We start from the raw sequence: 26119 nt of genomic DNA, 5'->3' as shown, positions 1-26119 counted from the left end.
GACCCGCAAACCCCGGCTGGTACAGTCGAGTTGCGCAGTCTCCGCTTGCGCAGGATTTGCTGCTTTCACGGCTTCCTGGAGCCTCGGCCCCAGGATGCTTTTGGCGAAATGCCGGTGCCGGGCTGCGCGGCGGTCGCAACGAAGTCGAAGAGCGCGGGTGCAACGACAAGGCTGCCGAATCTTATCCGGCCCACCTTCGATTCACTCGGCATGATATTGCTGCGGACTGGTAAATACTCTAGCAGAGGCAAAAAATCGGTGTAGGACGACTAGTCTTTATCGGAAAACTAATTTTCTCGGTACCTGGTGAGTCCCGAAATGGCTGACCGATCGTCACCCTGCCGGAAGCCGCACGCACGAGGCATCGCAACTCCGAAAGCCACCGGGATTGATCCAGCGCGCCACGGGGCCTCCGCTCTGACTCTCTTCGTCCAGCATCAGAAATCGAGCGCTCGACCGTCCTGGATCTGTATCGCCCAGGGCACCTCAAACGTGAACTCTTCCAAGTTCACGCCCGGCCCGGCCCGGTCGATCACGATGAAGTCTTGAGGGGCACCGAACGGGGTCAGCACACCATGCCACGTGCCCATGGCGTAGCAGACGCCCTGGCCGGGCGCGGTGACGAAAGCACGTGGCCTGCCGGGGCGCCCGCCCGCGTCGGGGCAGACCACGACGAGAAACGGCGCGGCGTTCAGGGGCAGGAAGGCCTGCGCTCCGAGGGGATGGCGCTCGACGAGGCTGACCGCGAGGGGCAAATCGTAGGGTTCGGCTTCGACGTAGCCGATCACCACGTGCCCGTCCTCGCCCACCACCCCCACCTGGGCGAGATCGTGGAAGCGGCGGGCCTTTCCGGCGTTCATGGGGCGCGGTGCGACGGCGCCCTTGTCGATCACGGTGCCGAACGGGGCGAAGGCCTTCTGCGTCAACGGCTCGGCGACAATTCGGTGATCACTCATCGGGCCGTCCGGAATGGCGCCAGGGCGGCGTGGCGGTTGACGTCCTTGTAGAGCAGGTAGCGGAACGGGCCAGGGCCGCCAGCGTAGCAGGCCTGCGGGCAGTAGGCGCGCAGCCACATGAAATCGCCGGCCTCCACCTCGATCCAGTCGCGGTTAAGCCGGTAGACCGCTTTCCCCTCCAGCACGAACAGTCCGTGTTCCATCACGTGCGTCTCCTCGAACGGAATCGATGCGCCCGGGCGCATGACGACGATGTTGACGTGCATGTCGTGGCGCACGTCGTCGGAGGCGACGAAGCGGGTCGTGGCCCAAGCCCCGTCGGTGCCAGGCATCGGTGCCGGCGGAACGACGGATTCGTGGGTGACGAAGGCTGGCGGAACCTCGATGCCGGGCACCCGCGCGTAGGCTTTTCGGATCCAATGGAAGCGGGTGGTCGCGGCCCCGGCGTTGCGCAGGCTCCAGGAAGCGCCGGGTGGCAGGTAGGCGTAGCTGCCGGGCACAAGGTCATGCGCCTGCGCGTCGACGATCAGGTGGGCCTGTCCCTCCACCACGAACAGCACGCCCTCGGCGTCCGGATCAGGCTCAGGCTGCGAACTGCCACCGCCGGGGGCGACCGCCATGAGGTATTGTGCGAAAGTCTCGGAGAAGCCCGAGAGCGGCCGGGATAGCATCCAGGCCTGGGTACCCTCCCAGAACGGCAGCACGGACGTGACGATGTCGCTCATCACCCCCCGAGGGATGACCGCGTAGGCTTCCGTGAACACCGCCCGGCCGGTCATCAGCGCAGTTTGAGGCGGGAGGCCGCCGCACGGCGGGTTGTAGGGCGATGCAGTCATCAGGGGTCTCCGGTGATCCGGTTGGAACGTCGGGAGTCGGCCTAGCAGCCGCGCTGCCGCCTTTGGCAGGTGTCGCGGCGTCGCCGTCAGGCCGAGTGCAGTTCCGCGACCGGCGCGTCGAGGATCACGGCCGTATCAGTCGGAGCTTGGCCATTGAGAACGCGCCGAGCCTGCGCATGGTCGATGTCGCCCTCCCACACGGCGATCACAACCGTCGCCACGCAGTTGCCGATCAGGTTGCCAAGGGCGCGTGCGATGCCGACGAACCAGTCGATCGACAGCACGAGCACCAATCCGATTACGGGAATTTCCGGCACCGCCGATAGGGTGGCGGCCAGCACGACGATGGCCGAGCCCGGAACGCCGTGTGCTCCCTTCGAGGTGAGAAGTGCAATGCCGAGGATCAGCATCAGATGACCGAAGGAGAGATCCGTGTTGGTGGCCTGGGCGATGAAGACCGTGGCCAGGGTCAGGTACAGCGAGAAGGCATCGAGATTGAACGAGTATCCGGTCGGGATCACGAGGCCGACGGTCGAATCCTTGATGCCGAGGCGCTCCAGTTTGCGCATGACCTGCGGCAAGACACAGTCCGAGGAGGCCGTGCCGGCGACGACCGTCAGTTCTTCGCGCAGGTAGGCGAGGAGCTTGAGGATGCTGAATCCGGATACGCGCAGGATGCTGCCGAGCACCACGAAGACGAAGAATGCCACGCCCGCGTAGAACAGCACCACCAGCATTCCAAGCTGCTTGAGCGAGCCGACGCCGTACTTGCCCACGGTAAAGGCGACGGCACCGAGCACGCCAAGCGGCGCGAGCCTGACGATGAAGCCGATAATCTTGAACAGGACCTCGGTGATGCGCTCCAGACTGCCGGCCAAGGGCTTGCCCCGCTCGCCCAGGAGGGAGAGACCGGCCCCGAACAGAATCGCGATGATGAGAACCTGAAGGATATCGCCCTTGGCGAAGGCATCGACCAACGTGGTCGGGATCAGCTTCATCAGGAAGTCGACCGTCCCGGTGACCTGACCGACGCGATCGGTGTAGCCGGCGATCGCCTTCGCGTCCAAGGCCGTCACGTCGACGTTCATGCCCTGGCCCGGTGCGAACGCGTAGGCCAGAACGAGACCGAGCACGAGGGCGAGCGTCGTCACCGCCTCGAAGTAGATCAGGGATTTGAGCCCGACGCGTCCGACCTTCTTCAGATCGCCGGCCCCGACGATGCCCTGTACGACCACGCCGAAGACGAGCGGCGCGATGGCCATCTTGATCAGCTTGATGAACCCGTCGCCGAGGGGCTTAAGGGTCACTGCAAAGTTCGGCCAAGCTATGCCCAAGACGATGCCGAGGACGAGGGCGGCGACCACCTGCCCGAACAACGAACGGAAGAACCGCATCATCATACCCCAGTCCGTGGTCGAGTCGTTCCATGCCGGGCTCAGCCCGTTTTGTTCAAGCACGATCCACGCCGCAGGCGCTTTGGTCGGTCGACCTGAGCCTGCAGAGCTTCGAACGCTCGTCTTGCACGGTGGCACCATGTTGCCAGCACATCTAGACGTCAAATATTCCGTATGTCTCGATTAAGATTTATGAGATATCAATGGGACGATGGAACTTCGCCACCTCCGCTATTTCGTCGCCGTTGCTCGGCACTTGAGCTTCACCGCTGCCGCCGAGAGCCTCGGCGTCGCCCAACCGCCGTTAAGCCAGCAGATCCGGGATCTCGAGGCCGAGGTTGGCACCGCGTTGTTCGAACGGACGACGCGGCGGGTGTCGTTGACGAGGGCGGGCGTCGATTTCCACGCACAGGCGCTCGACATTCTCGAAAGGTCCGGTGAGGCCGTGGAGCGAGCGCGGGCCATCGGTACCGGTATCGCCGGCATCGTCAATGTCGGTCTGACGGGATCGATGCTGGCCGGCCCGCTCGGACGCGCCATCCGCGACTTCGCGATGATCTATCCCGACGTGGATTTGCGTATTCACGAGATGTCGCCGGACCGACAGATCTCGATGCTGAAGGCCGGGCAGACCGACGTCAGTTTCCTGCGCAGTCCACCCCCAGACGTCGACCTCGTCAGCGAACGAGCCTGGTGTGAGACCGTTACCCTTGTCCTGCCGAGAGGCCACCGCCTGGCGCGGAGAGGGGCCATCGACCTTGCCGACCTGGATCGGGAGCCGTTCGTGTTCTTGCGGCTCTCGGACTCGCTGTTCGCCAAGCACCTCCGGCAATGCTGCGTCAACGCCGGGTTCGTCCCGAACATCACGCACCAAGTCGTCGAAGCTGCGTCGTTGACGAGCCTCGTTGCGGCTGGGCTCGGCATCGCCATCATCCCAGAGTTCGTCGCCCGACTGGCGCACGCGGACGTCGTATACACGCCTGTCAGTGGACAACCGATCCGCGCCGACGTCTACGCCCTATGGTCAAGAGAAAAATCGGGACCATCGATCAGAAACTTTCTGGATGTTGTTCGATCAACAACGATCGCGAACAGCGGAAATGACGTCTGAAAGCCTGCTGAAGGCCTGCCTCTGAGTTCGCATTGTGGATGGTGTTGGCGTTCGCGCCGCAGGCGACGTGAAATGGTGTGCGATCGGGACCGCATTCGACCGCTTGCGGCAAGGTTTCAAGACGAGACGCATTTCGACGCCTCGCGAGTTCTCGATGGGCGGTGATGGGTCGATGGCGACACGGCCCGTCAGCACAATCATCTCGCCTGCACTCCGAAGTAGAATCTGCTGCTTAGCTGCGTCACCCTATGTATAGTCGAAAAATATTACGTAATTATTTGCGATTAATGCTCAACAGTTCATGATCTGTCAAATTACAAAAATGGAAGCTTGACCATAAGAGGGTTTGATCGTATGGCGGGTTGCTTAATTGACGCATGTTAATGAATCGAAATGATTGACTCGGTCTGATTTGCGCGATATTGTTAACTTCATAGTTTGATAAAAATACAGTTTATCCGCTGAGGATTTAGAAAAGTAGCGAGGTCTCGCCAATCTCGTTGCGCCGAGGAAAACATGTCCTACGTCGTGATACTCAACGAAACGTTCTCGTCATCCTCGGTTCTCACCAAAGGTGCCGCCTATGGAACGGTGGACCAGGGCGACATGATCTGGTTCCATCCCAACAACTCTGGAACGGCTTTCGCCAACGGTGACATGACGTCGGGTCATTGGCTGAACCGTCAGTTTGATCCGGTGAGCATTGCGGATGGCAACCTCGTCGTCACAACTCGGCCGGTGCCGAATGCGACGGGGGAGCGCGATGGGTTCACGACCATCGGAGGTATCGTCACCATTGATCCTGGCGCCCTCGATCCGAGCAAGGGCATGTCCTTTGGCTATGTGCAGATGGACAGCTTTGCTATCCCCAATGAACTCGGGCGCACGGGTTGGTATGGTGGAGCGCTGTTCGGCAAGAACCGCGCAGATTGGCATGAAGAGATTCAGCTGAGCGAGGCTTCCAATAACCGTTTGGCGGTCGGAACGCACTGGGACATGCTTGGTCCGAATCCTTATAACGATGCCTTATTCACAAGTAACGCTGATATCGGCATGGCCACGCTCAACAACGTATGGGTGACCACACGTGCCACGTTCGGCGTCGAGGGTGGTGTTCTCTGGGAGGTCGGTCTGCAGGGCGAGCCGCTGCACGCGACCTACCGCAGCGAGATGCCCGAGCAGGGCCGTCCCAGTGACCTCGAGCTGGTCATTCAGACGCAGGTTCCGCGGGGTAATCAGTTCGAGACGCAGACCCAAACGCAGAAGTTCGACAATGTGATCTTCGCCGAAGCAGGTCTTGAGAATGGGCGTGTTGTCGATGTAGTCAGCACCCGACTGGATCTCAGCGACCACAATTTCGCCGCGCTCCACTACCTCGGAAATCACACCTGGGAGATCGATGACAATCTGTGGGTTGGCAAAGCGATTGCCAAGACGATCATCGATGTGAGGACGGATACGGGCTCGCACATCAGTGCCAGTGGCGTTGATGCAGATTTCTACCAGGCCGCGTACGGCGATCGGCTCGCCCAAACGGGCATGACAGCGGATCAGCACTACAATACGATCGGCTGGAAGACTTTGCTCGATCCCAATGCGGTGTTCAACACCGCCTACTATCTCAGCACCAACCTTGATGTGGCGGCTCTTAATATCAACCCGCTTCAGCACTACCTTGAGGTTGGCGAAGCGGAGGGCCGCAAGCCAACCAGTGAATTGTTCGATCCGGACAACTATTATGCTGCTCATCCCAATGTGAAAGCAGCTGGTCAGAGTGCCATGATGCACTTCATGACGTCGGACAACATCCACGATCTGTCTTCGGACCTCAACTACGAGGGCGCCTATCCCGGAGGCAATCACCCGCCTTCCGCGATGGCCGACATCCTGTTCATGCAGGCAGGTACGCCCCTGATGCTCTCGGCATCTGCGCTGCTGGCCAACGACACCGATGTGAACGGTGATACCCTGAGCCTGACCGGTGTCACCGCCGGTCTGAACGGCACGGTCCTGCTCAGCGGCGATCACGTCACCTTCATCCCGACGGCGGGCTTCTCTGGCGTGGCTACCTTCAGCTACACCCTTTCCGATGGAGCCCAGCACAGCGCGATCGGCAACGTGACCGTCAACGTCGCGCCCGCCCCTCCGCCACCCCCGCCGCCTCAGCCGACCCAAACCACGGCGCAGTATACGACGGGCGACGACGGCGCGAACGTCATCAACCTCTCAGCCCGATCGGCACCTCAGCTGATCGCCGCCAAGGGCGGCAACGATATCGTCACTGGGGGGGGCGGTAACGATACGATCAACGGTGGCGAGGGCAATGATGTCCTCACCGGCGGGCTCGGTGCCGACCGCCTGACGGGTGGCGCGGGCGACGATCGCTTCGTATTCACCAAGGGAGATCTGGCCGGCACCACTGTCGCGACCGCCGTGCTCGACCGTGTGGACGATTTTGGCGGCGCCGGTATGCCCGGCGGCGATGTTCTCGTCTTCCAGGGCTTCGATCCTGGCGCCGCCCTCATCCACATCAGTGCCAGCAACACGCTTCACAGCTACGAGGTCAGGGAAGGCGGAACGGCGGTCGGCCGCATCACCGTGGTACACTCCGGCCCCGCGCTCCTTTCGGACGACGTCTTCTTCGAGGGCGCCGCGCCGCCCACCCCGCCTCAGACGGCTCAGTACACCGCCGGGACGGCCGGTGACGATCTCCTGGACCTATCGTCCCGCGGGACGCGGCCACAGCTGGTCAACGGGCAGGACGGCAACGACACCCTGATCGGCGCGTCAGGCAACGACACCCTGAACGGCGCTGCGGGCGACGACCGGATCGTCGGAGGCAGTGGTAAGGATACCCTGACCGGTGGGACCGGCGGCGACACGTTCGTGTTCAGGAGCGTCGAGGAAGCGGGGAACGGCACGAATACGACCACCGGGCGGGATGTGATTACGGATTTTCTCAGCACTCAGAGTGATCGGATCGATCTTTCAGCCATCGATGCGGTGGCGGGTGGGAGCGACGATGCATTCAGCCTCATCGGGACCGCAGCTTTCACCGCTGCAGGGCAAATCCGGTACGTCGTATCGGGCAATACAACCATCATCGAAGGCAACGTCTCGGGAGCCGACGGCGCTGAGTTCCAGATCCAGATCTCGAAGGCGATGCTGCTGACGGAAATCGATTTTCATCTTTGATGCCGGTGCCCGGCCGAGACGCTCTTGGATCGGTCCCATAAAATCCAGCCAAGAACGGCTCTGCATCACCAGAGTCATGGTGCGTTCAGATCACCGCTCTTGAGTTCCGACCGATCGGTCGTGATCGGTTTTCACATCAGAGTACCAATCCCGCTTACGCTATGCACTGGGTTAGGGATATCATCGCGCTGGATTCCGAACTTTTTGCGAGCCAGATCGACTGCGTAGCCCTGCAGCAAGGCGGACTCGCTTTGGCCATGCGGGGCATACTCGACGCTGTGTGTCGTCGGAAGCGTCAGAAAAGATGTGTTCAAGGCGAGGGTCGCATCGTCAGAACCTCAAACTGTCGAGAGCATAGTCAACATCCACCCGAATGGTTGCGCGGGCTCCCGTGTCGCCAGCGCGCAGGTTGGGCGGGGCGAACTCACGCTTCGTTCCGGGCGTGACGAGACCTCTCGAATACGCAGGCTTGTAAGGTCAGCCTGTCAACAGCATTCAGCCGTCCTGCTGTGGAATTCGTTCGCCTCGCCCAATGTAGCGATTTGGGTTCGAAAACCGGATCTTGCTTGGGTAAATTCATGTTCGGTTATCTTCATTAAGCAGGTAGCAATATTAAAGGCGTGCGCCTGTGGGGAAAGCCTGCGGTTGAGGGAATTTCCTACGTCGTCAAAAAATTTCTAACTTTTCCAATCAGCCAGGGGAAATGGAAGCTTCGCGGCTGCAGAGGAGGTGGCCTTGGAATCAAGGGGGCTCCTTGCATCCGATCCGGGTCGGCCATCTTCGCGCCTCACAAAGACTGCCGGGCGCACGAGAGTCTCGGCAACCTCACGCCTCCTGACGTCTACTTCGGACGCGGCGAAGTGATCCTAGCCGAGCGGGAACGCATCAAGCGTCAGACCCTCATGGGCTGCCGCTTGCGTCACCACGCGCTGGTTGCCTAACTCCTCAACCCCAGATGGATCAGAGCCTCCGCTCCTGAACTTAGCAGACAGTCCCAAATCATCTGACGACGGACAGTAACCCGCGACGGCATCACCGAGGGGTATCGTTGGCGCATCGAAACTTGGGCCGTGCCTCCCCACCCCGGGCCTCCAGTGCCCGCAATCCCCCTCGGGCGACCGCTCCGGCCGCACCTCTCTCCGCCACGACGCCAGCAGAGGACCCACCCCGGAGCGGTGGAGAGACGACAGCCACCGCAGGACGAACCGATGTGCAACCCAACCTCACCGCTCCCCGGTCCTGGACCTCCTGCATGTCATGGTGGAGGTGGTCACGCCCTCAGGGCGGCGCGATCGCCTGGAAGGCCTCATCGCCCAAAGCGCCGTACCGGCGGCACCGGAGCGGTGAAGCAGGAACATCCCTGATCGAAGTCCTGGCGGCGCTGGTGATCACCGGTCTGTTGGTGGGCCTGTTCCTGCCCTTCGTCGCCCAGACATTGACCCGTTGGACGGCCGGCGTGGAGTGGAGCGAACGCAGCGATCAGGTGTTGCGGGCCGCGATCCGGTTGCAAGCCGATTTCTCCGCGGCCGCCTCCCTTGACGTGGCGTCGCGCGGAGCGCAGCAGGCATCTCTGGCGTTTGGCGGGAATTCGCAATCCTGCTGGTTCGTGCGCGCGGTTCCGGAGGGGTTCGGCGTCGTCCTGCAGAGCATCACCTTGAGCCTCGACGAGAGCGCGAAGGGGGCCGCCTTGATCCGGAGGTCCGCGCTCTTTGACCCTGACCGATTCGGTCGCGATCCGCGTGCCCTGGAAGCAGCCGTCGCCGTCATCTCCGGCGGCTACCGGATGCACTTCAACTATGTTTCGCGCGACGGAACCCGAACCGACATCTGGACAGAGGCGGCGGAGCTTCCGGCGCGCGTGGAGCTGTCCATCCGCTCGCTCGATGGTCGCGATCCGATCCCGGCGCCCCTCAGCTTGATCTTCTTCAATCCGCCGCAGCGCCGGCATCTTTGACGGGAACTTGCGGCCGTTTTGGACGGTGCCGGCGAACGCTTCCGTGGGGTCGTGTGCCTTGGCGCGGTGTAGCTCGCTGAGGGCCAGCACGATCACAGGTTTTGGCCGGGGGGATCAGCCGGTCTTGTCTCACGTTAAAGGTCGCTTGGCGCATCAACAGCCTGGGCGTGATCGAGGCTCTGGCTGACGCGATGTGCCTCTACGGCATCCTTGAGCACATCCGCTGCGACAACAAGCTGGAGATGATCTCAAAGCCGCTCCGCAATTGGCTCGCCGAGCCAGGTACTAAAGTCCAGTAAGTGATATGAGAAATTTAATAAAATAATGAGGGCATTTAGATTTTATGTAGTTAAATCAATAACATTTCCTTGATAAATGATACTTTCTATTCGAAATATGATGATAAAATCCTGTTGCTGGGCTGGGCATCGCCTAATATTGCATCATACAAATATACTAATAGTACGTACAGGCAATATACAATTTCAATTTCAGAAGTTTTAGTTTAGAATATCCCATTATGGCTGCGATGTAGTAGCATTTTAACTGAATCGGTCAAGACTATCGCTCAGGTCCAATGTTCGGCGCCATTTCAAGGCTGCCCGGGTGAACACCCTTGGGAGACACGATGCTCGACCGCCTTCGCCACCCCTCCTTGTCCCTTGGGGCGCGCGCCAGCCTGATCGGCACGGTCTTGATCGTGCTAGCCTGCGCCAGCGCCCTCGGGCTGACGGTGCTCGACTTGCGCTCGGACATGCTGAGCCGCGCCGGGACTGCTCTCGACCGCAACCTCAAGCTCCTGCGCACCACGCTCGCCGACGAGGGCGGCCACTCCACATTCAATCTCAAGGACGGACGCTTGACTGTTGGAACCCACGTCATCGACGAGGCCGAGCCAGCCGTCGACCGCGTCAAGGACATCCTGGGCGGCACCGCCACCGTCTTCCTTGGCGATACGCGCGTGGCCACCAACGTGATCAATGCCCAGGGGCAGCGCGCCGTCGGCACCAAGCTCGCCGCAGGACCGGTCCGCGATACCGTGCTGGTCCGGCGCGAGACCTATCGTGGCGAGGCCGACATCCTCGGGACCGCCTATTTGACGGCCTACGAACCCATCCTCGACGCCAAGGGCGAACCGCTCGGCATCCTCTTCGTCGGCGTGCGCAAGGCCGATTACCTCGCAAGTCTCGACGAGACCGCCCTGCGCGCGGCGGGTGTCGGCGGCCTGCTCTGCCTGATCGGCAGCGGCGTCCTGTGGTTCGCCCTCCGGCGCGCCACGGCGCCCCTGCGCGGCCTGGAGACCACGATGCGCCGGATGGCCGAGGGCGACACGGCGGCTGCGGTGCCCGGGATGGAGCGCCGCGACGAGGTCGGCGCCATGGCCCGTGCCGTCGACGTGTTCCGCGTCGGTCTCGCCCGCACCCGGGCGTTGGAAGCCGAGACCGCCCAGGTTCGAACCGACGGCGAGGTCCAGCGTCGGGCCGCCCTCCAGGCGATGGCGCGGGACTTCGAGAGCGCGGTCGGCGGAGTCATGGCTGGCGTCACCGTAGCCGCGACCCAGCTTCAGGTGACGTCACACGGCATGGCCGGGACCGCGACGGAGACAGCGACCCAGGCGACCAACGTTGCCGCAGCAGCCGAGCAGGCGGCCGTCAACGTCGCCATCGTCGCTGCGGCGGCCGAGGAGCTCGGGACCTCCGTGGAGGAGATCGGCCGGCAGGTCTTGGGTGCCGCCGGCCTAGCCCATGCCGCAGTCGGCGAGGCGGACGCGACGGGGGGACACGTGCGGGCGCTCAACGAGGCGGCTGGCCGCATCGGCGACATGGTGCAAGTCATAGCCGGCATCGCTTCCCAGACCAACCTTCTTGCCCTTAACGCCACCATCGAAGCCGCGCGCGCCGGGGAAGCCGGAAAGGGCTTTGAGGTTGTAGCCGCCGAGGTCAAGACCCTGGCGGGCCAGACGGCGAAGGCAACGAGCGAGATCGGGCTGCAGATCGGCCAGATCCAGGCTGCGACGACGCAAGCCGTGGATGCGATCGGGGATATCGCCGGACGCATCGGTGAACTGGATTCCGTCTGCACCTCCATCGCTACCGCCGTGGAGAAGCAGGGTGCTGCGACCCGGGAAATCGTACGGAACGTTGCGCAGGCCGCCGTCGGCACCGGCGAGGTCACCTCCAACATCGCGGGCGTGGCGCAGGCATCGGATGAGACCGGGGCCGCCGCCAACCAGGTCCTGGCCTCATCCTCTGACCTCTCGGTCCAAGCCGAGCGCCTCGGCAGCGAGATGCAGCGGTTCCTAGCAACCGTCCGGGCCGCCTGAATGAGGGGCGCCAGCGTCGTAAACGGCGCCAGCCAGTTGCTCGCTCCATCCACTCAGAGAAGGCTCTGAGGCATTCGCCGCCGGTGCAGGCCCGATCGGCTGTTCTGAGACCAGGCGGCCGGATCGCTTTCGGTCGAGCTTGCGTTACCGTCGGTCGAGAAAGGCAAGCTGCACCTCCCAAAGGGTGCGGGGGCCGGAACCTGGGAAGAGAGAACTGTTCATGGGAACGATAGCGGGAACGCTGGCGACGATCGCTGCATCAACCTATTCCGATACCCTCGCCGGACTTCCCGCAGGCTTCGTGCCTCTCTCTGGCGCCGGGCTCACGAACGGCACCTACGCCAATCAGAACGCCTACGGCGCAGCCGTGACGGGGACCTTCGGCAATCAGTCCGTCGTCGTCCTGAGCTTCCGCGGCAGTGACGACCGCCAAGATTGGCTCAACAATCTGCGCAACATCAACGCCGATTATGACAAGCTCACGCCGCTCGTTTCGGCCGTCGACAGTTACGCCGCGCAGAACGATGCAACGGTGATCGTTACGGGCCACAGCCTCGGCGGCGCCCTCACTCAGGTCTTCATGGCCAACCACCCGGACACCGGCGACGTCCTCTATCAGGCGGCCACGTTCGGGTCGCCGGGTGCGCTGATCTCTTCGTCTGTCGATAATCGCATCATCAACTACGAAATCGCCGACGACCCGGTGCCCTATCTGGGGATGTACAGGGCGCAGATCGGCCAGGCCGCCAGTTCCGATCCGATCTACGCCGCCACGGTGTCTGTGGGGCTCTCCACCGCCATCGGAGACGGTGTCACGGCTCAGGATGTGGCAGCCTCCATCCCGAGCCTGACGGCCGACTACGTCAACCGTGGCGCGATCGACTATCTGCCCGGCCTTGACGGGACAGAAACCACCCTGACACCGTCCCAATTCCTCGATGCCGGAAGGTTTGTCGACACCTTCGTGCGGTACGGTGCTGAGCACGACGTGTCCGTCTATGCGGCTCGCGGAAGTAGTTCGACGGTTGCGGATCCTGTGATCCGGAGTTCCGGTGTGGACCAGCCGGATCCAGTGTTTCGCTTCTTCGACACCAAGACCGGCGATCACTTTTATACGACGAGTGCAGGGGAAAAGGCGCAAATTCAATCAACGATACCGAATTTTACCTATGAAGGCTCGCCCTGGTCGACACCGGACGAGAGCGTCAACACCCATGATGTCTTCCGATTCTTCGATACGAAGACGGGCACGCACTTTTATACCGACAGCGTCAATGAGCGCGACGGCATCATCGCGAACCTCGCCAACTACAAGTTCGAAGGCGTTGCCTTCGAGGCGTACAACGAGGCAGCGGGCGTGGGGCATATTACGCTCGAGCGCTTCTTCAATACGCAGACGGGCCAACACCACTTCGCCGCGAATGCCGAGGAAGCGGCCAGCATCAACATGGGCCAACAGGGGGCCGGCTGGGTTGATGAGGGCAAGGCTTTCACGGTCCACGTATCGACCGATGGCCTATTGAACGCTTGAGGGACGCGTGTTTTCACGGCACACATGAGCCAATTTGTGGGGCCTGAAAGCCTGCTTTGGGCTTTCAGGCCCTCATCCGCATCTCCCTCGTCTACACACAGGAAGATGGCCGACCCTACGAGGGCGGATTCATCCCGTCCGACCTCGCGCCGAGTTCTATCACGCACGAGCTGCGAACAAAGACCGGTTCCTTCACCGCGCAGGACCGGAAGCTTTTCTCTGGGTCTTCGACTTTCCGAGAGCGTGTTCTGGCCGAACAGTCCCCGATCTCCGGAATGCGATCGGGGTCCCGTTCTGGCGCTTCACGTCAGTCGAGTTCCGACGTTGCTTCGCTGTCGCTCGGTCAGATTCCTTCGATCCGACCTGATCGGATGCCGCTTTAGAAATCCCGCTGGACTCGGGCCGTCACGTGAACCGTGTCCTCGCTGGTCTTCGTCTGGAGCGTATTGACCGGATTATTGACGAAAGCCGCGTTCTGGGACGGGAAACGGCTCAGGTCTCCAAGCAGCTTCGTGACACGGTGACGCTCGCCAGCGGCGAGAACGGGCACGGCCCGCGGGCTGAGACCCACCTCCGTGCAGACCAGGACGACGTCGTAGGCGCCTGAAGAGACCCGATCGAAATCGTGGTGCGGAGCGGCGGCGCTGTTCCACTCCGTCTCGCCTTGGCGGGCGCTCCACCGCAAACATGCACTGGGTAAAGCGAAATCAGCGATTACGAGTTGGTTGGAGCGGGCGATCGGGATCGAACCGACGACATTCAGCTTGGGAAGCTGACGTTCTACCACTGAACTACGCCCGCGCGACGACGCCCGAGGGCGGCGGCGGTGGTCTGTGCGGCCACGAGCGGAACCTTATCAGACGCGCCGTCGATGTCCACGGGCTCCGCGCTGTCGGTTCGCGCGAAGGACCATGCGCGTTCCCAAGCCCGGGGCTTTCGATTAGGGTCCCGGCCGTCCGTCCGGCGCAGGCCGCCTCGCGCGAATGCCGTTGACGCCCCGTGCGATCCGGCGTGCGCGACGGGGCGTCCGCCGGATCGGTTTTGCCCCCTGAAGGATGCCACCCCGCGCATGACGGCTCGTACGTGACGACCCCTGACGACATCCCCGCCGCAGGCCGGAGCGCCCGCCTCATCCTGGCCTCGGCCTCGCCCCGGCGTCTCGCCCTCCTGCAGCAGGTGGGCATCGAGCCGGACGCGCTGCTGCCGGCAGATATCGACGAGACGCCTCGCAAGTCGGAGACGCCGCGTGAGTTGGCCCGGCGCCTGGCGCGAGAGAAGCTCGCCGTGGCCGGCGCGGCCGCACGCCGGCGCGATGACATGCGGGAGGCTTACGTGATCGCCGCCGACACCGTGGTGGCGGTCGGGCGGCGCGTCCTGCCCAAGGCCGAGTTGCCCGACGAGGCGGCCGATTGCCTGCGGCTCCTGTCCGGTCGGCAGCATCGGGTTTACACGGCCGTGTGCCTCCTTTCGCCACGGGATGTGCGCCGGGAGCGGGTGGTCGAGACCCGGGTCCGCTTCAAGCGCCTGTCGTCGCGGGAGATCGAGGCCTACCTGGCGTCCGGCGAATGGCGCGGAAAGGCCGGTGGCTACGCCATTCAGGGGCTGGCCGGCGCTTTCGTGGTCAAGCTGGTGGGATCGCACAGCGCGGTGGTCGGGTTACCCCTCTATGAAACCCTCAGCTTACTCGACGGCGAGGGATTTCCGGTTCGCAGCACCTGGGGAGGGCTTGCATGAACGATCCATCGTCCGGCCGGGCGCGCGCAAAGCCGGCTCAACCCGATCCCTGCCCCATCTGCCGCAAGCCGTCCGAGCCCGCCTTCGTGCCGTTCTGCTCGGCCCGCTGCGCCGATGTCGACCTGGGGCGCTGGCTGACGGACCGCTACGCCATCCCCACTGCGGACGACGAGGACGAAGATGCGGAGGGCACCGGCGGCGTCTCGCGGCCTCGGGATTGAGGCCACCGGGCGCGCCGTGATTTTCTCTTTCGAACGAGGCTGGACAGTCCGCAATCGACCCCCTATACCCCCGCTCCAGCCGGTGCCGCTCACGCGAACCGGCAGAGGCCCAGGTAGCTCAGTTGGTAGAGCATGCGACTGAAAATCGCAGTGTCGGCGGTTCGATTCCGTCCCTGGGCACCATCTGTTTTCCGATCGATGATCGTGATCTGACGCCGTCCCTCGACGCTTCTGCGAGAGGGCGGAAGACGGCGGGCCGGCGCCCGGTGTTTCGCCACTCTGACGATCCGCCTCCTGCCCTGTACATCCTGAAACGCCTTCGGGTACATCGGAGCCATGGCGCCTTCACGCTCCCTCATGCCGAGCGCTGCGGTGGCCGACCTTGCCGCGCGCATGCGAACCTTCCGCAGCCTCGGCGGCAATTGCGAGTTCGGCTTCGTCCAGCGCTATTGCGGCGTCGAGCCATCGGGCCTGCTGCGCTTTGCCTACACGCCGATCGACGCTCTGGTGCGCGGCCTCGGATGCGCGTTCGAGGGGTTCGGTGTCCCCGGCGATCTGTGCATTGAAGAAACCGATACAGGCGCCTTCTATTGCCGCAGCGAGCGCTACAACATCTGGTGGAACACCATGCAGCTCGTCGGCTCCGTCGCACCGGAGGTGCTGCTGGAGCGGGAATATGGCCGGGCCGCCCATCTCCGGGCCAGCTTCCTGGCCGAGTTGGCGGCTGGGTCCCACATCCTGGTTCGGACGGAAAGCCAGGGCGAAACGGATGCGGATTTCGCGCGGCTGTCTGCGGCCCTGCAGGCTCACGGGGCTGCCCCGCTGCTGCGGGTGAAGGCCGTCGGCGCGGCGTGGAAGCCGGAGCCCGTCCGCCAGGTGGGGCCCCATCGCTTCGAGGGCTCCGTCCGACGCTTCGCCATCGAGGAGGCTTGGGCTGTCGATTTCGAGCCCTGGGTTCACCTCTGCGATGCAGCCTATGCCGCGCGGCACGATTTGCCCGCTTCGGCGTTGGCGGCGGCGCCGGTTCCCAGCCCCATCACGTTCCGGACTCGGCTCCGGTACCATGTCGGGAAGTCTAGCGCCGGGGGTTCCACCCCCGGGCCGCCGACGCAGGACAGTCATACGTCCTTCATGAAGGCTGTCGATCCGGCAGCGTTCGAGCCGGCGCGGGTCTATGTCTTCAGCGCCTGGGTCTGGATTCCGGTCGATTGCACGGCCACCCGGATTTTTGCCGCCTGTGGGCTTCGCAGGCTGGCCTGGCGCGACGCGGATCTCACCGTCCGCGAGCGTTGGCAGAGAGTTTGGGCGGCGGGCCGCTTCGAGCCCGGGGAGGCACCCGGCGCCCCGGTCGGCCTCGGCATGATCGGAGGCCGGCAAGGGGGATTCTGGTCCTGCCGGTCTGTCTGTCACGAAGGCGCCCTGCCGCGCCCCGTCGAGCCACCGCGGATTCGTCCACAGCCTGCGCCGGCCCGTTGGATCACGCGCTGGTTCGATCGTGAGCAGACGCCGAGAACAGCCTCGTCGGCATCAGGGGACGTCGCCCAGCCTTAGGCGCTTCGGCCGGGAGACTCGCTGTCAGGGAAAGTCCGCTGTCAGGGAAGGTCTGCCGTCAGGGGAGGCATCCGGTGCAGATACCCCCGGTAAGGGGTACGCCGCCATCCCTGCCCAGCCTCAGACGGCTGCGCGCCTTCTGCGTCCGCGCCATGGCCCTGCGCATCCGGACCGCTTCCCGTTCAGGCGGCTCCGTACCCTTGAGAGACGGCTTGGGTTCGGGATCGCGGCGGCGGCGTTGTGCCCCTTGAACCTCGCGCAGAAGGGCCCGGGCCTCCTTCCCCGCATCGACGATCCTGCGATCGTCTGCGGACCTTGTCTCGGCGAAAGCCGCCGTATCCGGTCCGATCAGGATCAGCCACGTGCCGAGGAGGAGGCGCAGGCGGCCGTCGCGCCATCCTTCCGGCCGGCGGCGTTCCGCGAACGGCGTGTCACGCATGGGAACGTCTCATGACCCTGATCTCCGGATGACCCATTTGAAAACGCGCTCCGCCGTGAGACGTCCCATCCGTGTTGCAGTGAGGCACTGCCGCACAGACCGCAGGCGGTCGTGTCGCACCTGCCGGTCGGCGGACGGCATCGGCCGAAAAGTCGGGTCGGTGAAATGACACCACCGATCTTGTCCATCGCCAGCGATGTCCGTTGAAGAAAATGCGTAAATTTCTCGGAAAAAATTAGCGTATTCCGCAGGTTTTCGAAGGCATGCGGTTGGGGTCATGTCAACGTTGTCTTCTGAACCGGACCGGAATCGATGGTTTCGATCATGAAAATCTTGATTGAGGTGGCGCAAAGCCTCGGCAACGGTTCCGTTCCCTGCGGCGTTGATGAGGCTGGTCCTGACGGTTACGTGCATCATCGTCCATCGAGGGGCTTCCCGTGACGATCGACATTCGTAGTACGAAAGCTAGTCATTCGGAGCGTCGCGTGGGTGCTATCAGGCGGTGTCTCAAGCTCCTGACATCGTGGCCTGTGCTCCGCCGGATGCCCGGCTCGCTCCTGATCGGCCTCGGTCTGGGAGCAACCCTGGCCTGGACTGTCCTCTTGTGCTGGATTGCCTATACTTTCGTGAGCCTCTTGCTGGGATGACCGCTGCACTGCAGCATGTCTGCCGCGTAGCACAATTTTGCCTTGTATTTAAACTTGTAAACCACGACAACTTAGGTAGTCTCCGGGGTGATCACGACGGTGTCACCATGCTTTTGATGTGTTTTATGTCTCTCGGCGCCGCAGCCAGCCGCGCTGTCAAATTGCCGGGGTTGCTCCTTATCGTGTCGCTGCTCGCGATCGCTATCGGTCTCGAGGGCGCGATGAGTCATCGTACCGCGGCGACTGTTCTGGTCGACGCCGTCCTGATGCTGTTCGTGGTCGAATCGGCCTATGTCGCCGCGTCCGTGCTGTGGTTCCGTGCCGCTCAAGTGGGCCAACACCGTAAACTCTGACACGACGACGCCCGCTTCCCCGTGAAAGGTCCGGGCGGCCGATCCGCTCGCCATCTCCCCGCATCCGATCTTGGCTGTCCTGCGACGCATTCCGGTCGAACGGGATGCGCCGTGTTCGCGTTGACCGCGTGATGGACGAGGGAGAGCAAGATGGATGGCGGGCTCATCTGGTTGAGCATCATCGGGGGGGCGCTGCTGCTGAGCGCGGCGGGCTACCTGTTCGCCTCTTGGGCCAAGGCGAGGCGGGGCGGCTGAAGCCGTACCGGCCGATGGCCACAACTGCCGCGTCCCGCAGGGTCGTCTTCAGGACCCACAATCGCTGGCGGAGCCGCGGTCCTGCGGCGGCCGGAATCTTCTGAGAACCATCGGGACCGATGACGACCATTCTGTACGCCCGGGTCTCGACCAGCGACCAGTCGAGCGACCATCAGTACGCGCAGGCGGTGGCGGCCGGCTTCACAATCGACACGGTGGTGGCGGACGATGCGGTGTCCGGCCTCACGACGTGTCTCCGCGACCGGCCGCAAGGGCGCCGCCTGTTCGATCTCCTGCGCCGGGACGACACCCTCGTGGTGCGCTGGGTCGATCGCCTGGGGCGCAACTACGTCGACGTCTGCGACACCTTGCGCGAGATGATGCGGCGCGGCGTCGTCGTCCGCACGGTCATCCACCGGCTGACCTTCGACGGGGCCACGCAGGACCCGATGCAGCAGGCCGTGCGCGATGCCCTGATCGGATTCATGGCGGCGACCGCGCAGGCACAGGCCGAGGTCACCCGCGAGGCGCAGAAGGCCGGCATCGCCCAGGCCCGCGCGCGCTGCGATGCCTATCGCGGGCGCAAGCCCAGCTTCAGCCGGGCGCAGTTCGAGGCGGTTCGCAATGCGTTGAGCCAGGGGACCGGGATCTCGGTCATCGCCGCCGCCACCGGCCTGAGTCGGCAGACGGTCTATCGCATCCGGGACAAGGCCGGGGATGCTGAAGCCGCCCTCGCGCGCTGGGCGTAAGCGCCGCAGCCCAGGCTCCCTCGGGCCGCTGCTTCGTATCGTCGCCTCGCGCGGCCGAGCGCGTGCGCTACCCTGGCACCCTGACGCAGCAGGGTGACTATGGGCGCGATGTCCTTTCTCGGCCTCACCACATTGGCGTTTCTCGCGCCGCTTCCGCCGCAACGGTTCGAGCCGCCGGTTCCGCCGCCGCGCGGGGTCGGCTTGACGATCTGCGCTGTGGCAGCCCTTCTCCTGGTGGTCACGGTGGTGCCGCTCAGCCTCGCCTTGGCCGACAAATGGGCTATGGACGCCGACGCTGAGGCTTGTCGCGCCGAGGGCGGGCGCTTCGTTCCGATCGTCTCGGCTGGCGGCCGACACTACCGTTGCGAGCGTCCGCGATCGTAGGAAGCGCGCAGGCGCCCGCTTCAGAAATCCGCGTGGATGCGCGTCCCGAAGAAATTCGCCGGGCCGCGATCCCGGTTGTAGGCCGGGTTCTGAACATGCTGGTAATTTAGCGACAGGGTCAGGGTCCTGTTGAGGCTGAAAGCGTAATAGACCTCCACGGCGCGCTCGGGGGCGTAGTTGAGGCGTCCGTCGCCGATCAGCAGGCCAAGGCCGCCATTGGCGAAGAAGGCGCGATGGCTCGGCGAGATCCCGTTCATCGAAGTGCCGAGGCCCACGGTGTCGGCGGGGCGGCCCCAGGCGGTGCCCTTCAGCGAGACGCCGCCCGACACCGACCGGTCGATATCGGTGAAGGACAGGCTCTCGGTGCGGCCGTCATTGGCGCTGAACCGGGCGAACACCCCGAGGTCGGGTGTCACCGCCTGCTCCAGGTTGAGGTAGAAGCCGGTCTTGCGCCGGGCGGCGCGGGTGGCGGCCGCTGCGTCGTTGATGTCGCCGAACACGCCCGCCTTGGTCAGCGCCACCACATCGCGAAAGTCGGCGGTGTTACCCACGTTGGTGAAGAACCCGATCCGCAATTTGCCGGGCTGGTCGAGCCCCGGCAGCACGTGGCGTTCCTCGAACTCGATGGTGGTCCCGGAGCGCCGGAAGACACGCGGGTCGAGGACGTCGCTCGACGGTTCCTTCGGCACTTGCGTGTAGGCTGCGCGGATCGCGAATGCGGCGCGGTTGTACTCGACCATCACACCCTGCGTGAAACCCGGCAGGTTGGCGGGAAAGTCGTAGGCGCCCGAGGCCCAGATGCCCCAGTTCATGAAGTCCACCCGTGGATCGTGGGCGTAAACGTTGCCGTCGAAGTAATCCCCCAGGGCGAACTTGCCCGCCACCACGGTGATCCGCTCGATGTCGCGCCGGGTCGCCACCTGATTCGGACCGTCCGGCACGTCCTCGGTCTCGCCGCCGAGGCCGAAAGTCTGACGCACGAAGTAGCGGTTGGAGCGCAGCTTCGGGAACGGTGCGCCGGCCTTCTGCGCCTCGCCGTTGACGAAGCCCGCCACCCCGAGGGTCCGGCTCAGGCCGAAGCCCTGCGAGAATTCCGGGTTGTAGTAGAGTTCCGTGCCCTCCAGGAGCTTGAGGCCCACAAAGGCGGTGGCGGTGGTGGTCGCCTGGACCTGATTCCCGATCAGGCTCGCCGGACCCGTATAGGGCGCCCGGAAGCCGGGTACGCCCTGCGCGACCAGCGTCGTCTGGCCGTGAAGCGAGAAGCGGTCGCCGGAGCCGTCGCCGGGATCGTGCGGGGCGACCTCATCGACCTCCGGCGGCAGCACGAAGCCGCCCGGATGCCAGGACAGGCGCGCCATCATCTGGTGCGCGGTGTTCGCCGCCACGGTGGAGACCGGGCCGCCGGCGAGGCCCGGAGCGACGCCGAGATCGAAGCGGCCGCTGCTGCCGAGGTCGAGATAGCGGTAGTCGATGCCGAGGGCGAGGTGGTCGGTCACGGCGAACTGCACCCCGGCCCCCAGGGTGAAGCCGAGGCCGGAGCGGTCTGCCCGCGCCATCGACGCGAGGCCGCCGTCGGGACCGGGATAGCTCGCCAGGACGCGGGTGCTCGCGCCGGCAAGGCCGAAGCTCGCATAGACCAGAGCGCGCTCGAAGGCGTAGCCGAGGCGGCCCCGTACGGTGCCGTAGAGATCGGTCTTGGCCCGGATCAGGCCGGCGGCGGGGTCGCCGTCCGCCGTGACGCCGAGGGCCGGCAGCAGGACGGAGCGTTTCAGGTTGGCGCCCGCAATGTCGGCCTCGACGCCGTAGACCCAGGGACCGGTCTGCCAATTGTAGCCCGCGAACACGCCGCCGACCACCGTGGTGGCGTTCCGGCCGAGGTCGGACCGTCCGGTGCTGTCGCCCGTCTTGAAGGCCGGAACCGGCCGCCCACCGATGGTCGTGCCGCGAAAATTGGTGGCGCCGTAGGAATTGCCGGCGCTGCCCTCGACCCCGAGATAGGAACCCGACCAGTCGACGAAGGCCGGAATGGCCGGCGCGGGGCGTGGCGCGCCGAGATCGGCCGCCCGGGCGCCGGATGCGACTGCCAGCGTGAGCAGCGCCAAGCCCACGGGCGCTCGCTGGTTCGGGCCTGCGCTGCCGAAGCGATCCCATCTCAGCATATCGCCCCCCAGCGTTCAGGTCCGCGACGGGTATAGGCGATGCTATAACTGTGACAATGATGTTTAACGGGCACGCTGCAGGATCGACCGCGCTGTTGCCGAAACGCCGCAGAACGGGTCGTGTCACCCTCCGTTCGCCCGTTTCGATCCCTAGAAAGACAATCGGAACCGAAGCTCTAAGCGCCGCGTGCGAAGCCTGGATGACGCCACGCCCGCGTCGTCCGCCCGTGTCCGACTGCCGGACACGCCCCCTGTGTGACGTGGCGTACGGGCATTATCCCGAACCGACGCCCCCTCGGGTTTCGGTCCTGTCGAGCGCCGCCCCCCATTTGGGGGATGCCGGCGACCGGAAACGCCTCTAGCCTGGACATCTCCAAGGCTCAGGACCGTCTCGACCCGCAGGGGTTTGCCCCTGCGGGTCCTTTTCCCGGTCTCCGGCGGGTTCGGCCGCCGAGTCTCCCGCCCGTTGCCGACAACCGATCTCAGGCGTCGCCGCCGTCGATCTGTGCGATGAGGGCGGTCAATTCGCCGATGCGCAGGCGCAATCCCTCCCGCGTGCTCTCGTCGGTGTCGCGCAAGGCGTAGCCGTCGACGAACTGGCGCTTCTCCGTGTGTGCCTCCTGACCCATCGCCTCAAGTTCTGCGATCAGGCGTTCGCGCTCGGCCAGATACTGCGTCTTCCGGTCATCCATGGCAGGCATGATCATCCCTCCGGTGGCAGGCTTTCACGAGAAGAGGCGCCGCCTCGATCGCCTGGCCCGATCGCGGGCGGGCCTGGCACCTGAAACGCCAGACCTGACTCTCCGGTTCATGCGCCGGGCAGCCTCCATCGTGGCCCGTGGTGTGACGACATTGGGCAAAGCATCCGCCGGCACCGGAACCATAAAGCCTTCTGACTGTTTGTTCGACGACCCAAGCTCGAAGACCCTTTCCCCGCCCGGCTCACGCCGAGGCGGGTTTTTTTTCGGATCCACGAGGCCTGACCAACCACTTTACGAATGACCCCGCCTCGCATTGCCGTAGCTGGAACCGCTTCCGAGGGGAGAATCACTATCATTTGATAGAAATTATGTCTTCGTCAAACAGTCGCATAAGGAGAAGCATTGTGCGATCTAAAGCAAATATAGTGCATCTTATTGGGGTTACGGTGGAAATTCTAGGCAAAGGTAGGCTATTAACAGCCCCTTAAGTTCCGTCTAGCTACCGTCGTGCCGGTCAGAGTTCGGAGATCTCCCGTGGCATTGCTCGCGCGATTCAGCATCATCACCAAACTGATCGCCGTGGTGGGGCTGATCGGGCTCATTGTCAGCGGTTGCCTCTGGTACGCGACCACTCAGATGTCGGTCATCGACAGTGCCTACACCCGCTTCGTCGCCCAGGATACGAAGGCCATCGCCGATCTGAGGACTGTAAACCGACTGATCTTCACCTTGAGCTACTTCAATTTCCGCAACATCGCGGAGGTGAGCCCCGAGGAAATGCTCCGGACGGATAAGGGATTCGACGAGGCGACCGAGCGCCTGAACCGGGTGCTGGTCGAATTGCGCGACGAGGCACCGAGCTTCGCACCGCGAATCGATACCCTCAAACAGAAGATTAACCGCTTCGTCGCCGACAGCTCCGAGGCCAGGACCCTGGCGAGCAGCGGCCTGAAGACCGAGGCCGTCGCCCTGCTGCACCAAGCCGTCGACCCGACCTTCGACGCCATGGTGGCGGAGGGGGCGACCCTCGGGCGGGACATGCGGACCTTCGTCGATGCCGGTGCGCGTGATCTCACGGCGATGACGGAGCAGACGCGGACGAACACCCTGTTGCTCGGCGGATTCGGGCTTCTCGCCGGCGTGCTGGCAGCCGGTTTCGTCGCCGTGTTCGGCATCACCCGGCCGATCCGCCGGCTGGTCGAGGCGTTGCGGCGGATGGCGGCCGGCGACAGCGAGGCCGTCATCCTTGGTCGCGATCGGCGTGACGAGGTCGGCGCCGTGGGCCGCGCGGTCGAAGACATCCGCGCCCTCGTCGCCCGAAAGGCCGCCGAGGAGACGGAGCGCCAGCAGGTTGCCGATGCGGCGGCGGCCGCCGAGCGCCAGCGCACCATGCACGAATTGGCCGATGGCTTCGAGGCGGCCGTGGGCTCGATCATCGGGACGGTCTCGGCCTCGGCCGGCGCCCTGCAGGAGACCGCCGAGACGATGAGCGCGAACGCGGCCCGTACGACGGACCAGTCCGTGGCCGTGGCGGCCGCGGCCGAGGAAGCGGCCTCGAACGTCGGTACGGTGGCGGCGGCGGCCGAGGAACTCGGCTCCTCCGTTCAGGAGATCGGCCGTCAGGTCGACGGCTCCGCAAACCTGGCGCTGCGGGCCGTCGAGGAGGCGGCGCAGACCGCCGGTCTGGTCCAGGACCTCAGTACCGCCGCCGCCCGGATCGGTGACGTGGTGGCCCTTATCACCAGCATCGCGGGCCAGACCAATCTGCTGGCGCTCAACGCCACCATCGAGGCGGCCCGTGCCGGGGAGGCCGGGCGCGGCTTCGCCGTGGTCGCCGCAGAGGTCAAGGAGTTGGCCAACCAGACCACCCGCGCCACCCACGAGATCGAGGAGCAGATCGGCCGCATCCAGTCCTCGACGGAGCACGCGGTCGGGGCGATTCGCACCATTTCTGGGCGGATCGGAGAGATCAGCCACATGACGACGACGATCGCGGCGGCAGTGGAGGAGCAGGGCTCGGCGACACAGGAGATCGTCCGCAACGTCGCTCAGGCGGCCGCCGGCACCGGCGAGGTCACCGAGAACATCGCGGGGGTCGCTCACGCGGCCGATCAGACCGGGGTCGCGGCGCGGCGCGTTCTGCATTCGGCCTCCGACTTGACCGTCCAGTCGGAGCATCTCTCCCGGCAGGTCAGTCGTTTCCTGGAGACGGTCCGGGCGGCGTGAGGTCGCCGCTGGATTCGACGGGCGCCCCGGGTTTCGCGAAGCGCGAGGGCGGACGGCTGACGAAACGGGCGCCGGCGAGCAGGAAGCGCCACGGCGTTTCCACCGCGCGGGAGATTCCGATCCGGCGATCGGCGATCCAGTCCGGTGCCCCGCGTGCGGCGGAGAGCCGAAAGGGCGGCTCTTCGAGGGACAGGCCGTCGAGCGCGGCGGTGACGCCGAGCGCCTGACACAGGCGCCCCGGCCCGGCACAGAGCAGGCGCGGCGGGGTGAGTCCGCGCCGTTCGGCCATGGCGGCGAGCCCATGGCGCGGCTCCAGTGCGCGGATCAACACGGCACTGCCCGGTTCGCAGACCAGGTTGAGGCACCAGTGCATGCCGTAGGAACGGTAGACGTAGGCGTGCCCCGCCGGCCCGAACATGCTCGCGTTGCGCCGGGTCGGGCCGTTGACGCTGTGCGAGGCCGGGTCGCTGGAATCATAGGCCTCGGTCTCGACAATCGTTCCGCCGATGCCGTCCACCTGCAGGTCGCAGCCGATCAGGGCGGCGGCCACCTGCGGCGCCGGTCGCGCGAAGAAGGCGGCCGGGAGGGGCCGTCCCAGGGTGTCATCCGCCAGCGTCACGCGCCGGGTCCGGCACCCTTGGCCGGACCCAGGCTCGCGCGAGTCCGCTCCAGTCCCTCAGGTCCAAGGTCGATGGCCAGGCGCACCGCCCGCTCCACATAGGCCTGCGGCGTCAGTCCGGAGGCCTTCGCCGCGCGGGAGACTTCCAGGCCGAGGCCGAGATCGAGGGGAATCGCGCTGGTTCGCGACGGGGGCGGCTCGGACGCAGCGACGGGAGACATAGGCGCCTTTGCCAGGGCGGCCGGGGAAGCGGCAGCCCGCAGGGCGGCGGTGCCGGTGAGGAGCGGCGCCGCCGGGCTTTCCGAACGCGCCGACGGCAGGCCGAGCGCCTCGCGCCGGCCCTGCGCCGCCAGCCGGTCGGCGCGCTCGTTGCCGACCTCGCCGGTATGGCCCCGCACCCAGGTCCAGCGGACGTCGCGCCGCGCCGCGAGGGCATCGAGTTCCTGCATCAGCTCGACGTTCTTCACCGGCCCCGTCGCCGTGCGCCAGCCCTTGGCCTTCCAGCCCCGCATCCACTCGGTCACCGACTTGATGACGTACTGGCTGTCGCACCGCATCTCGATCTGCGCGCCCTCGGGAAAGTAGCGCAGGGCGTTGATCGCCGCCGTCAGCTCCATGCGGTTGTTGGTGGTGGCGCGGTCGCCGCCGCAGAGTTCGACCCGTCCGGTCTCAGCCTCGATCACCACGCCCCAGCCGCCGGGGCCGGGATTGGGATCGCATCCGCCGTCCGCATAGGCGATGGTTCGCATGGGTTCGCTTCGACCTGTTCACGATGGGGCCG

Annotated in this window: 20 protein-coding genes, 2 tRNA genes and 2 pseudogenes; 15 read left to right on the top strand and 9 right to left on the bottom strand. The window is 64.8% G+C overall.

The features are described from left to right. Positions 1-437: 437 nt before the first annotated feature. The 3 genes from ACV7NL_RS02280 to ACV7NL_RS02270 all read right to left on the bottom strand — a co-directional run bounded on the left by ACV7NL_RS02280 (position 438) and on the right by ACV7NL_RS02270 (position 3189). Complete coding sequence (locus tag ACV7NL_RS02280; RefSeq protein WP_463354806.1) at positions 438-956, bottom strand: ureidoglycolate lyase; 519 nt, start codon at positions 954-956, stop codon at positions 438-440. Further along, positions 953-1792, bottom strand: coding sequence for a bifunctional allantoicase/(S)-ureidoglycine aminohydrolase (locus ACV7NL_RS02275; protein ID WP_463354805.1), 840 nt, complete (start codon positions 1790-1792; stop codon positions 953-955). The genes ACV7NL_RS02280 and ACV7NL_RS02275 overlap by 4 nt, the downstream gene beginning before the upstream one ends. An 86-nt stretch (positions 1793-1878) precedes the next feature. After that, positions 1879-3189: a dicarboxylate/amino acid:cation symporter gene (locus ACV7NL_RS02270; protein WP_463357039.1), complete on the bottom strand. Its 1311-nt coding sequence runs from the start codon at positions 3187-3189 to the stop codon at positions 1879-1881. A gap of 208 nt (positions 3190-3397) precedes the next feature. Here ACV7NL_RS02270 and ACV7NL_RS02265 point away from each other — a divergent pair, with 208 nt between their 5' ends. The 7 genes and pseudogenes from ACV7NL_RS02265 (at position 3398) to ACV7NL_RS02235 (ending at position 13300) form a co-directional block, all read left to right on the top strand. Then, positions 3398-4297, top strand: coding sequence for a LysR family transcriptional regulator (locus ACV7NL_RS02265; RefSeq protein WP_463354804.1), 900 nt, complete (start codon positions 3398-3400; stop codon positions 4295-4297). Positions 4298-4813: 516 nt separating this feature from the next. Further along, entirely contained in the window at positions 4814-7492 is a 2679-nt protein-coding gene (locus ACV7NL_RS02260; RefSeq protein ID WP_463354803.1) for an Ig-like domain-containing protein, read from the top strand. A gap of 788 nt (positions 7493-8280) precedes the next feature. Continuing rightward, positions 8281-8433: pseudogene (locus tag ACV7NL_RS02255) on the top strand (IS3 family transposase); the annotation flags it as partial. 269 nt (positions 8434-8702) lie between these two features. Then, the gene (locus tag ACV7NL_RS02250; RefSeq protein ID WP_463354802.1) at positions 8703-9446 is read left to right on the top strand and encodes a PulJ/GspJ family protein; all 744 of its coding nucleotides are present in this window, start codon (positions 8703-8705) and stop codon (positions 9444-9446) included. A gap of 116 nt (positions 9447-9562) precedes the next feature. Next, positions 9563-9742, top strand: a pseudogene (locus tag ACV7NL_RS02245) (IS3 family transposase); the annotation flags it as partial. A 332-nt stretch (positions 9743-10074) separates the two neighbouring features. Beyond that, on the top strand, positions 10075-11769 hold the full coding sequence (locus tag ACV7NL_RS02240; RefSeq protein ID WP_463354801.1) for a methyl-accepting chemotaxis protein: 1695 nt from the start codon (positions 10075-10077) through the stop codon (positions 11767-11769). Positions 11770-11989: 220 nt separating this feature from the next. Next, a complete protein-coding gene (locus tag ACV7NL_RS02235; protein WP_463354800.1) occupies positions 11990-13300 on the top strand; it encodes a lipase family protein in 1311 nt (436 codons plus the stop codon). A gap of 726 nt (positions 13301-14026) precedes the next feature. Here ACV7NL_RS02235 and ACV7NL_RS02230 read toward each other — a convergent pair. Next, positions 14027-14101, bottom strand: a tRNA-Gly gene (locus ACV7NL_RS02230). A gap of 282 nt (positions 14102-14383) precedes the next feature. On the opposite strand from ACV7NL_RS02230, the gene ACV7NL_RS02225 reads away from it, so the two are divergent. From ACV7NL_RS02225 to ACV7NL_RS02210, 4 genes are all read left to right on the top strand, one after another. Beyond that, entirely contained in the window at positions 14384-15034 is a 651-nt protein-coding gene (locus tag ACV7NL_RS02225; RefSeq protein WP_056181570.1) for a Maf-like protein, read from the top strand. Then, positions 15031-15255, top strand: coding sequence for a DNA gyrase inhibitor YacG (yacG, locus tag ACV7NL_RS02220; protein ID WP_056181567.1), 225 nt, complete (start codon positions 15031-15033; stop codon positions 15253-15255). Before ACV7NL_RS02225 ends, yacG begins: the two co-directional genes overlap by 4 nt. Positions 15256-15362: 107 nt before the next feature. Continuing rightward, positions 15363-15438, top strand: a tRNA-Phe gene (locus ACV7NL_RS02215). 189 nt (positions 15439-15627) lie between these two features. After that, the gene (locus ACV7NL_RS02210; RefSeq protein ID WP_463354799.1) at positions 15628-16806 is read left to right on the top strand and encodes a hypothetical protein; all 1179 of its coding nucleotides are present in this window, start codon (positions 15628-15630) and stop codon (positions 16804-16806) included. Between the two features lie 58 nt (positions 16807-16864). Here ACV7NL_RS02210 and ACV7NL_RS02205 read toward each other — a convergent pair whose 3' ends face one another. Continuing rightward, positions 16865-17245, bottom strand: a complete 381-nt coding sequence (locus ACV7NL_RS02205; protein WP_463354798.1) for a hypothetical protein — start codon at positions 17243-17245, stop codon at positions 16865-16867. A 643-nt stretch (positions 17246-17888) separates the two neighbouring features. Between ACV7NL_RS02205 and ACV7NL_RS02200 the strand changes: the two genes are divergently transcribed. From ACV7NL_RS02200 to ACV7NL_RS02190, 3 genes are all read left to right on the top strand, one after another. Beyond that, positions 17889-18245 carry a hypothetical protein gene (locus ACV7NL_RS02200; protein ID WP_463354797.1) on the top strand — a complete coding sequence of 119 codons (357 nt, stop codon included), beginning with the start codon at positions 17889-17891 and terminating at the stop codon, positions 18243-18245. A 374-nt stretch (positions 18246-18619) separates the two neighbouring features. Then, entirely contained in the window at positions 18620-19249 is a 630-nt protein-coding gene (locus ACV7NL_RS02195; protein ID WP_056181554.1) for a recombinase family protein, read from the top strand. Positions 19250-19357: 108 nt separating this feature from the next. Continuing rightward, positions 19358-19633 carry a hypothetical protein gene (locus ACV7NL_RS02190; protein WP_463354796.1) on the top strand — a complete coding sequence of 92 codons (276 nt, stop codon included), beginning with the start codon at positions 19358-19360 and terminating at the stop codon, positions 19631-19633. Positions 19634-19653: 20 nt separating this feature from the next. Here the strand turns inward: ACV7NL_RS02190 and ACV7NL_RS02185 are convergent, their stop codons facing one another. After that, entirely contained in the window at positions 19654-21792 is a 2139-nt protein-coding gene (locus ACV7NL_RS02185; RefSeq protein WP_463354795.1) for a carbohydrate porin, read from the bottom strand. Positions 21793-22274: 482 nt separating this feature from the next. Next, positions 22275-22493, bottom strand: coding sequence for a hypothetical protein (locus ACV7NL_RS02180; RefSeq protein WP_463354794.1), 219 nt, complete (start codon positions 22491-22493; stop codon positions 22275-22277). A 534-nt stretch (positions 22494-23027) separates the two neighbouring features. Between ACV7NL_RS02180 and ACV7NL_RS02175 the strand changes: the two genes are divergently transcribed. Continuing rightward, positions 23028-24719: a methyl-accepting chemotaxis protein gene (locus tag ACV7NL_RS02175; protein WP_463354793.1), complete on the top strand. Its 1692-nt coding sequence runs from the start codon at positions 23028-23030 to the stop codon at positions 24717-24719. Here ACV7NL_RS02175 and ACV7NL_RS02170 read toward each other — a convergent pair. Both ACV7NL_RS02170 and rnhA read right to left on the bottom strand, forming a co-directional pair. Continuing rightward, on the bottom strand, positions 24685-25338 hold the full coding sequence (locus tag ACV7NL_RS02170; protein ID WP_463354792.1) for a DNA-3-methyladenine glycosylase: 654 nt from the start codon (positions 25336-25338) through the stop codon (positions 24685-24687). The two genes, ACV7NL_RS02175 and ACV7NL_RS02170, sit on opposite strands and share 35 nt — an antisense overlap. Beyond that, entirely contained in the window at positions 25335-26087 is a 753-nt protein-coding gene (gene rnhA / locus ACV7NL_RS02165; RefSeq protein ID WP_463354791.1) for a ribonuclease HI, read from the bottom strand. The genes ACV7NL_RS02170 and rnhA overlap by 4 nt, the downstream gene beginning before the upstream one ends. Between the last annotated feature and the right edge of the window lie 32 nt (positions 26088-26119).

The sequence above is a fragment of the Methylobacterium sp. Ger2507 genome, assembly GCF_055231875.1.
Note: the sequence above shows the minus strand (reverse complement) of the source record. Positions and strands in the feature narration are given on the sequence as shown.